General features: G+C 46.5%; 4 protein-coding genes. All 4 read right to left on the bottom strand.

Annotation, left to right across the window (positions count from 1 at the left end; translation table 11 throughout):
* Positions 1–170: 170 nt before the first annotated feature.
* A complete protein-coding gene (locus AACX38_RS02100) occupies positions 171–1,196 on the bottom strand; it encodes an NADP-dependent oxidoreductase (RefSeq protein WP_228865624.1) in 1,026 nt (341 codons plus the stop codon).
* A 166-nt stretch (positions 1,197–1,362) separates the two neighbouring features.
* Positions 1,363–4,443, bottom strand: a complete 3,081-nt coding sequence (locus tag AACX38_RS02105; RefSeq protein ID WP_228865622.1) for an autotransporter domain-containing protein — start codon at positions 4,441–4,443, stop codon at positions 1,363–1,365.
* Between the two features lie 85 nt (positions 4,444–4,528).
* Positions 4,529–7,600, bottom strand: a complete 3,072-nt coding sequence (locus AACX38_RS02110) for an autotransporter domain-containing protein (RefSeq protein WP_304957225.1) — start codon at positions 7,598–7,600, stop codon at positions 4,529–4,531.
* Between the two features lie 267 nt (positions 7,601–7,867).
* Entirely contained in the window at positions 7,868–10,972 is a 3,105-nt protein-coding gene (locus AACX38_RS02115; protein ID WP_228865623.1) for an autotransporter serine protease, read from the bottom strand.
* Positions 10,973–11,111 lie beyond the last annotated feature (139 nt).

Raw genomic sequence — 11,111 nt, forward strand, 5'->3', positions numbered from 1 at the left:
TAATGTTTCCGTGAGTTATCAAATAAAAATTATTTTCAAAAATAAAGATGGATAAAATATTATCCGATATTTTATCCATTCTATTTATATTAGACATAAAATTGATAAGGTCAGTTTATTTTTCAGGAATTGAGAATGTTCTTATACTAACCAAAAAATGATAAATATTTTTAGCCAACTTTCACAATCAGCTTGCCGAAATTTCCTCCCTCTAAAAGGGAAATAAAGGCTTTCGGCGCATTTTCCAGACCACCGATAATATCCTCTCTATAATGAATTTTTCCTTTGGAAACCCATTCTTCCATATCACGGTGAAAATCCGAACGCTGACTGGAAAAATCAGATTGAATAAAACCTCGCACGGTAAGACTTTTTGTCAGTATGTCACGCATAAATAAGGGGACATAACCCGTACTTTCAGATGAAGTGTCATGATTATAGTGTGCAATCAGGCCACATACAGGGATACGTGCAAATTTATTTAAAAGGGGAAGCACAGCCTGAAAAACCTTTCCTCCGACATTTTCAAAATATATATCAATACCCTGAGGGCAGGCTGCTGCCAGTTTTTGAACGAAATCAGCTTCATGGTGATCAATCGCTGAATCAAACCCAAATTCATCCAGTAAAGCCCGGCATTTCTTTGCACCACCTGCAATACCAACAACCCGCGCTCCTTTGATTTTTGCAATTTGACCGACAGCAGAACCAACCGGGCCTGTAGCGGCGGCAACGACAAGAGTTTCTCCCTTCATGGGTTTTCCAATAGTTAACAGCCCTGAATATGCAGTAAAACCGGGCATTCCAAGTATGCCTAATGCCGTTGTTAAAGGAGCAATTGTAGGATCAAGCTTGCGTAAACTCGTATCCTGAGCGGTGGCGAATTCCTGCCAACCGGAATAGGAAAGCACCATATCACCCGTTTTAAAATCAGCACTGCGACTTTCTATTACTTCACCGACCGTTGCACCTTCCATGATAGAACCAATTTTTGTTGGTTCAGCATATGATTTTGCCGCACTCATTCGGCCCCGCATATAAGGATCAAGTGAAAGATAATGCAATTTTAAAAGTACTTGCCCCTCAGAAGGTGAGGGGATACTCGATTCTTCAAGACTAAAATTACTTTCAACAGGTGTGCCTTCTGGCCTTGATGCAAGAACAATTTGCCGATTCAGTCTTTTACTCATGGTAATGACTCCTTCAGTCGTTCAACATGTTAATCAACCAGTCTGCCTCTGATGTGAGCATAATGCATTTTTCTTAAATGTATGTACTGCTGTGAAAGAAGATAGCGAAAGAAAAAACTCACTGCCAGCCATCACCAGCAGTGAGTTTATTGATTTAAATAATTTTTATTGACTAAAATTTCCAGTTGGCATTGAAGAATACGCCGTTATCTTTGTGACCACGTGATAAGACACCGTTGTATCCCACTGATAATTTGGTATTTTCATTAATGCTCAGGGACGTGCCGGCTTTGATGACTGCCGCATCACGGGCAGCGGAGACACTGTTGACCGTAAATGACACATCGCTGTTGCTGAAACTTAATTGACTGTCACGTTCAGCATTACCGAACTGATGTTGCCAGCCTAATTCGCCATACATGCCGACAGTCAGCTGATCCTGTGTCTGCCAGTTCTGGTTCACACGTAAACCTAATGTCGAGAGGGTGGCATTCTTCGATTGTTTTTTACCGGTCAGGGCAGCGGCACCGCCTTTTTCATTGATGCCATCGTTGCGGAAATTAACATGGGACAGGTTGGCGAAAGGCTCCAGATTCAGCCAGCCCGGGTTGATCCCGTAAGCGGCTTCCGCAAATAACTGCCCGGTTTGCGCACCGTATTTAGCTTTCAGATTGTCCGATTGACTGCCGAAGGCTACTGAACGCTCGGTATCAAACCGGTGCCAGCTGTAAGCGATACCCGTGCGCAAGGCCAGAGCATCCAGCTGTTTGCTGCCATAAAATGCCAGATGGAAGTTATCACTGCCTGCGGAAGTATTATCACCGCCACGCAGGGAAGAGCGGGTGAAACCGGTAGCCATACCGAGACGCAGGTCATTGGCTACTTCCCGATCAGCCCCCAGAAATACGCCGTAGTTAGACATGCGATAACCGTTAGCTTCACTGTTACTGTTGGTGCGTTGCCAGTTACTGCTGATCTGCGCCCAGACCCCGTTTTGGTCAGCTTTGATATCCTGACTGGCCAATCCGGTGTCAGCCTGACGCAGACGGGTATTCAGGGTATCGCGCAGATAACGGCTGCCATTGATTTGTGCAGATGCAATATCGGCGTGGATCTGGCCGGAAGATAATTGCTGGAAGGCTTTGCCCGCCTGTGATCCCGTATCCGACATTAGAATGCTTTCATAAACCGGATGGCCCAGATGCAATTTTTCCGCCGCATTGGCGATGGCGCGCTCATTGGCGGTTTTAGTTACACTGGCAAATGGGGTGGTGTTACGATTGATATCTAACATGACGCGTTCAGGCTGGTAACTCAGTTGAGTCCCAATGAACAGGTAGTCAGGTGAAGCGGCAGTAAACTGACCATTGATACCTTTGTGGGCCTGTAGAATATTGTATTGCTGACCCAGCAGGCTGCGGACTTCGGGTTTTGAGAGCAGGTTGTTGCTGTTTTCTAACTTAACTTCAACCTCGCCACCTTTTAATGTAGCTAAGCCGTCGGCATAAATACGGTCACTCAACCCAGAAGTATTTCTGGCGACTTCAACCAGATAATGTGAGTCTTTCTCGAAAGTCACATCGTTGTTAACTTTCAGTGTGCCGATTAAATCAGTATTCATGGGGCCCACATTACCGGGGGCAATATAGGAGCCGCTCTGAGCGGTGAGTGAACCAATCGTACCGTTTCCGCTCAGTGTGGCACCCTTATGTACCGTCACCTTAGAAGTGATGCCGCCACTGACCTGTAACTGGCCCTGTTCAACTAGGGTAGGACCTTGATAAGTACTGTTTTTACCGGTCAGTTCCAGCATGCCTTTACCGGTTTTGGTTAATCCGCCATGACCGGAGATATCATTACTCCAGTAGTCGTAGGTACATTCGATGCTGTCGCAGACGCGTTCTACCGTTGTGCCTGCTTCTACTTTTTCCCCCATACCGACGATATTGGCGACAAACTGCGTATCGGTATAGGAATCCTCAATATAAAATTCAGCGGGAATATCGTCCTTCGTGATAAACATTTTCGGGCCGTCAATGGCATCTTTCAGGTTGAGCATGCCCCAGCCGGAAAGTTCATGGATCCTTTTGCCTTCTTTATTAATAATGGTGGCTGTAGTTTTGAGGACATCAGAAATTTGTCCCGCCGTCATATAAGGGAAACGTTGCATCAGGACAGCGGCGGCTCCGACGACATGAGGCGCTGCCATAGATGTACCCGTCTTGAAACCATAGGAAGAGTCAATTTCAAGCTCCCCTCGATTCAGGGCACCTTCGTTTATTGCACCACCTGATTTTGGAACGAATTCACCGGTGCTACTGTAAACTAGGGTGCCCGGCGCAGATAAACAATAGCTGGCGGTATATCCACAACGAGTAGATGACAGAGCCAGCTCCTTGTCCTGTGTTATGTTGGCGACACTGAGATAGTTTTTCAAAACGTCGGGGAAGAAAAATGGTATGCCTGCATCTATCCAGGTAACGTTATAGTTATTAGCATTTCCGGCAGAACGAACAACTAATTTATGATGGCGGGCAGCACGTAATAAACCTGCTGTACCGGAGAGTTCATCGTATATCTCAGGGATTGGTGAACGGCTTAAATGATCCAATATTCCTTTAATCGGTTCCATTTCGTTAATAACATGAGCTAATGTCACCTGCTTATATTTTACTGTCCCATTCGGCCAGCGTCTGGGGTTGCCCCGTTTATCTACTTCATAGCCAGGCCTAACGCCCCAACTATTATTGATAACCCGAACATTACTTTGGATCATCGCTTCTGTGCGATTATGATAATTACCCAAAAATTTTGCAGTAACCAAGTCGGCATCAAATGCGACTCCATGCATCTCCTTGCCGTCCCGGTTTGCGACAATAGTACCGGCGACATGGTTACCGTGGTTGCCGAAAGAGATATTGCCAGATTTATCGTCATTATATTTATAGCTCACAATGTCTTCCGGGCTTAATATTTTAAGCTTATTTGCGAACTCAGCATGAGGCGTTACCGCTTGATCCAGCACCCCGACAGTGATCCCTTTTCCGGTATAACCACGGGCATAAGCATAATGCGCACCAATAGCCGTCAATCCCCACTGGCGTTTAAATTCTTCTGATAACCAGCTATCCGGCGAATTTAGCTGACCTTTTTCTTGATACCCGTTATCCGCGATGGAGGCGGGCGCAGGTAAAAGCCCACACAATAATGTTATCCACAAAACAATAGGTTTTACTGAGTTGTTTTTTTTCATAGTGATAAGCCTGTTTTTCATATAATGGATTTATACACAAAGAAAAACTCACTGCTTGCCAGCAGTGAGTGGGATTGTTTATTGACTAAAATTTCCAGTTGGCATTTAAGAATACGCCGTTATCTTTGTGACCACGTGATAAGACTCCGTTGTAGCCCACTGATAATTTGGTATTTTCATTAATACTCAGGGACGTGCCGGCTTTCATGACTGCCGCATCGCGGGCAGCGGAGACACTGTTGACCGTAAATGACACATCGCTGTTGCTGAAACTCAATTGACTGTCGCGTGCGACATTACCGAACTGATGTTGCCAGCCTAACTCACCATACATGCCGACCGTCAGTTGATCCTGCGTCTGCCAGTTCTGGTTCACACGCAAACCTAATGTCGAGAGGGTGGCATTCTTCGATTGTTTTTTACCGGTCAGGGCAGCGGCACCGCCTTTTTCATTGATGCCATCGTTGCGGAAATTAACATGGGACAGGTTGGCGAAAGGCTCCAGATTCAGCCAGCCCGGGTTGATCCCGTAAGCGGCTTCCGCAAATAACTGCCCGGTTTGCGCACCGTATTTGGCTTTCAGATTGTCCGATTGACTGCCGAAGGCTACTGAACGCTCGGTATCAAACCGGTGCCAGCTATAGGCTACGCCGGTACGCAAGGCCAGAGCATCCAGCTGTTTGCTGCCATAAAATGCCAGATGGAAGTTATCACTGCCTGCGGAAGTATTATCACCGCCACGCAAGGAAGAGCGGGTGAAACCGGTAGCCATACCGAGACGCAGGTCATTGGCTACTTCACGGTCTGCGCCCAGAAATACGCCGTAGTTAGACATGCGATAACCGTTGGCTTCACTGTTGCTGTTGGTGCGTTGCCAGTTACTGCTGATCTGTGCCCAGACCCCGTTTTGGTCAGCTTTGATATCCTGACTGGCCAATCCGGTGTCAGCCTGACGCAGACGGGTATTCAAAGTATCACGAAGGTAACGGCTGCCATTAATTTGTGCAGACGCGATATCGGCATGGATCTGGCCGGAAGATAATTGCTGGAAGGCCTTGCCCGCCTGTGGCGCCGTATCCGACATCAAAATACTTTCATAAACCGGATGGCCCAGATGCAATTTCTCCGCCGCGTTGGCGATGGCGCGCTCATTGGCGGTTTTTGTCACACTGGCAAATGGGGTGGCGTTACGATTGATATCTAACATGACGCGATTAGGCTGGTAGTTCAGTTGAGTGCCAATGAACAGGTAGTCAGGTGAAGCGGCAGTAAACTGACCATTGATACCTTTGTGGGCCTGTAGGATATTGTATTGCTGACCCAGCAGGCTGCGAACTTCAGGTTTTGAGAGCAGGTTGTTGCTGTTTTCTAACTTAACTTCAACCTCGCCACCTTTTAATGTAGCTAAACCGTCGGCATAAATACGGTCACTCAACCCAGAAGTATTTCTGGCGACTTCAACCAGATAATGTGAGTCTTTCTCGAAAGTCACATCGTTGTTAACTTTTAGTGTGCCGATTAAATCAGTATTCATGGGACCCACATTACCGGGGGCAATGTAAGAGCCGCTTTTAGCGGTGAGTGAACCAATCGTACCGTTTCCGCTCAGTGTGGCACCCTCATGTACCGTCACCTTAGAAGTGATGCCGCCACTGATCTGTAACTGACCCTGGTCAACGATTGTCGGGCCTTGATAGGTGCTGTTTTTACCAGTCAGTTCCAGCATCCCTTTACCGGTTTTGGTTAATCCGCCATGACCGGATATATCATTACTCCAGTAGTCATAGGTACATTCGATGCTGTCGCAGACGCGTTCTACCGTTGTGCCTGCTTCTACTTTTTCCCCCATGCCGACGATATTGGCGACAAACTGCGTATCGGTATAGGAATCCTTAATGTAAAATTCAGCGGGAATATCGTCCTTCGTGATAAACATTTTCGGGCCATCAATGGCATCTTTCAGGTTAAGCATTCCCCAGCCATAGAGTTTATCAATGCCTTTTTCACCCAAATCTGTCGCCGTAGTTTTGAGAACATCAGAAATTTGTTCCGCAGTCATATAAGGAAAGCGTTGCATCAGGACAGCCGCGGCTCCGGCAACGTGCGGTGCTGCCATAGATGTACCCGTCTTGAAACCATAGGAAGAGTCAATATCAAAATTCCCTTCATTCAGGTAATTTTCATTTATGTGAGTACCTGTTTTTGAAATAAATTTACCGGTACTACTGTAAATATCTGTGCCGGGTGCAGATAAGCAATAGCTGGCGGTATATCCACAACTGGTTGATGACAGCGCCAGCCCCTTTTCCTGAGTCAGGTTGGCGACACTGAGATAGTTTTTCAGGACGTCAGGAAAGAAAAGCGGCATACCCGCATCTATCCAGGTAATGTTATAGTTATTGGAATTTCCTGCCGCAAAAACCACGAGTTTTCCGTGGCGTGCTGCACGTAATAAACCTGCTGTAGCGGAGTTATCGTCGAATGTTTCAGGGATTGGTGAACGGCTTAACTGATCCAGTGTATTTCGAATTGACTCTCCATGTTTCTTGACTTCGTCCATCGTAACTTGAACATAATCCCACGTACCATCTGGTCGCCTTATCGGTCTACCGTTTTCATCCCGATTACGTTCAGGAGGGACTCCCCAACTATTGTTAATAATCCGGGCGTTACTCTGGATCATCGCTTCTGTGCGATTCTGATAGCTGCCTAAAAATTTTGCAGTAACCAGGTCGGCATCAAATGCGACTCCATGCATCTCTTCGCCGTCCCGGTTTGCCGCAATAGTGCCGGCGACATGGTTACCATGATTGCCGAACAGAATTAAAAGTCCATTAAAAAGCTCGTCAAAATTGACCTGATCTTCCGGGCTTAATCTTCTCAGTTTGTTTGCGAATTCAGCATGAGGCGTTACGGCTTGATCCAGCACCCCGACAGTGATCCCTTTCCCGGTATAGCCACGGGCGTAGGCATAATGCGCACCAATGGCCGATAATCCCCATTGACGTTTAAATTCTTCTGATAACCAGCTATCCGGCGAATTTAACTGTCCCTTTTCTTGATACCCGTTATCCGCGGTGGCAACAGTAGCAGGTAAAAGCCCACACAATAATGTTATCCACAAGACAATAGGTTTTAAGGAATTATTCTTTTTCATAGTGGTAAGTCCGTTTTTCATATAATGAATTTATACACTTCGCCTTTCAAACTGCCTCTTTGTTGGCTGCGCTCACTCACCCCGGTCACATAGTTATCTATGCTCCCGGGGATTCACTCCCTTGCCGTCGCGACGCACCTTGAAATTCATTGTGTATAGTGAATTCTTTCGGGTGATTATTTGATGAATAACCACTCAAAAATCTTTAAACATGAATAAAGAAAAAAACTCACTGCTGGTGGGCAGTGAGTTGGGATTTTTTATTGACTAAAATTTCCAGTTGGCATTGAAGAATACGCCGTTATCTTTGTGACCACGTGATAAGACACCGTTGTATCCTACTGATAATTTGGTATTTTCATTAATGCTCAGGGACGTACCGGCTTTAATGACTGCCGCATCACGCGCAGCGGAGACACTGTTAACCGTAAATGACACATCGCTGTTGCTGAAACTTAATTGACTGTCACGTTCAGCATTACCGAACTGATGCTGCCAGCCTAATTCACCATACATGCCGACCGTCAGTTGATCCTGCGTCTGCCAGTTCTGGTTCACACGCAAACCTAATGTTGAGAGTGTGGCATTCTTCGATTGTTTTTTACCGGTCAGGGCCGCGGCCCCGCCTTTTTCATTGATGCCATCGTTGCGGAAATTAACATGGGACAGGTTGGCGAAAGGCTCCAGATTCAGCCAGCCCGGGTTGATCCCGTAAGCGGCTTCCGCAAATAACTGCCCGGTTTGCGCACCGTATTTAGCTTTCAGATTGTCCGATTGACTGCCGAAGGCTACTGAACGCTCGGTATCAAACCGGTGCCAGCTGTAAGCGATACCCGTGCGCAAGGCCAGAGCATCCAGCTGTTTGCTGCCATAAAATGCCAGATGGAAGTTATCACTGCCTGCGGAAGTATTATCACCGCCACGCAGGGAAGAGCGGGTGAAACCGGTAGCCATACCGAGACGCAGGTCATTGGCTACTTCCCGATCAGCCCCCAGAAATACGCCGTAGTTAGACATGCGATAACCGTTGGCTTCACTGTTACTATTGGTGCGTTGCCAGTTACTGCTGATCTGCGCCCAGACCCCGTTTTGGTCAGCCTTGATATCCTGACTGGCCAATCCGGTATCAGCCTGACGCAGACGGGTATTCAAAGTATCACGAAGGTAACGGCTGCCATTAATTTGTGCAGACGCGATATCGGCGTGGATCTGGCCGGAAGATAATTGCTGGAAGGCCTTGCCCGCCTGTGATCCCGTATCCGACATCAGAATGCTTTCATAAACCGGATGGCCCAGATGCAATTTCTCCGCCGCATTGGCGATGGCGCGTTCATTGGCGGTTTTTGTCACACTGGCAAATGGGGTGGCGTTACGATTGATATCTAACATGACGCTATTCGGCTGATAGTTCAATTGAGCGCCAATGAACAGATACTCAGGTAACTCAAGTGAATAATTAGGTAAAACGGCAGTAAACTGACCCTTGATGCCTTTTTTGGCCTGTAGGATATTGTATTGCTGACCCAGCAGGCTGCGGACTTCAGGTTTTGAAAGCAGGTTGCTGCTGTTTTCTAACCTAACTTCAACCTCGCCACCTTTTAATGTAGCTAAGCCGTCGGAATAAATATGGTCACTCAACCCAGAAGTATTTCTGGCGACTTCAACCAGGTAATGTGAGTCTTTCTCGAAAGTCACATCGTTGTTAACTTTCAGTGTCCCGATTACATCAGTATTCATGGGGCCCACATTACCGGGAGCAATGTAAGAGCCGCTTTTAGCGATGAGTGAACCGACAGCCCCGTTTCCGCTCAGTGTGGCACCCTTATGTACTGTCACCTCAGAAGTGATACCGCCACTGATCTGTAACTGACCCTGATCAACGATTGTCGGGCCTTGATAGGTGCTGTTTTTACCGGTCAGTTCCAACATGCCTTTACCGGTTTTGGTTAATCCGCCATGACCGGAGATATCATTACTCCAGTAGTCATAGGTACATTCGATGCTGTCGCAGACGCGTTCTACCGTTGTGCCTGCTTCTACTTTTTCCCCCATACCGACGATATTGGCGACAAACTGCGTATCGGTATAGGAATCCTCAATATAAAATTCAGCGGGAATATCGTCCTTCGTGATAAACATTTTCGGGCCGTCAATGGCATCTTTCAGGTTGAGCATGCCCCAGCCGGAAAGTTCATGGATCCTTTTGCCTTCTTTATTAATAATGGTCGCTGTAGTTTTGAGGACATCAGAAATTTGAGCTGCTGTCATATAAGGGAAACGTTGCATCAGGACAGCCGCAGCTCCGACGACATGTGGTGCAGCCATGGATGTACCAGTGTAGGTATCATAGGAAGAGTCAATCTCAAGCTCTCCTCTATTCAGGGCACCTTCGTCTATTTTCTTTCCTGTTTTTGAAACAAACTTACCGGTACTACTGTAAATTTTGGTGCCCGGTGCAGATAAGCAATAGCTGGCGGTATACCCACAACTGGTTGATGACAGAGCCAGCTCCTTGTCCTGCGTTATGTTGGCGACACTGAGATAGTTTTTCAGGACGTCAGGAAAGAAATATGGCATACCCGCATGCAACCAGGTAACGTTATAGTTGTTGGCATTTCCTGCCGCAAAAACAACTAATTTGTCATGTCGCGCAGCACGTAATAAGCCCGCTGTTCTGGTTGTGTAATCATCTAATTCAGGAATTTCTGAGCGGCTTAGACGATCCAATTTTTCTCTAAGATCATTATTATTAACATATTTACGGACATCCTCCAGAGTGGTTTTAACATAGTCCCATGTACCATCTGGTCGCCTTATCGGATTGCCGTTTATATCCCGTCTTATCTGAGGGCGAACCCCCCAACTGTTATTGATAACCCTGGCATTACTTTGGATCATCGCTTCTGTTCGGTTGAATTCATTTTGTAAATATTTACCGGTGATCAAGCCAGCATCAAATGCAACTCCATGCATCCCTGTACCGTCCCGGTTTGCCGCAATAGTGCCGGCGACATGGTTACCATGAGCGCCGAACTCAATGATATCTGTCCAAATATCTTCGTCAAAATTGACTGGATCTTCCGGGCTTAATCTTCTCAGTTTGTTTGCAAATTCAGGATGGGGGGTTACTGCTTCATCCAGCACTCCGACATTGATCCCTTTCCCGGTATATCCACGGGCATAGGCATAATGTGCACCAATAGTAGTTAACCCCCACTGGCGTTTAAACTCTTCTGATAACCAGCTATCAGGTGAATTTAACTGCCCCTGTTCTTGATAACCGCTATCAGCGATGGCAGCAGTAGCAGGTAAAAGTCCACACAATAATGTCACCCACAAAACAATAGGTTTTACGGAATTGTTTTTTCTCATAGAAATAGGCCTATTTTCCATATAGTGGGGCATTCCGATTTATTTTTAATAAATAATCAGAAGCCGCTTATAATAAAAAGGTTATTTTTTTGTTTATATAACTGGCAGCCAAACCCCATCCCACAATAAATGATTATTG

The organism is Xenorhabdus sp. PB30.3, assembly GCF_963895965.1.
GTDB lineage: Bacteria > Pseudomonadota > Gammaproteobacteria > Enterobacterales > Enterobacteriaceae > Xenorhabdus > Xenorhabdus stockiae.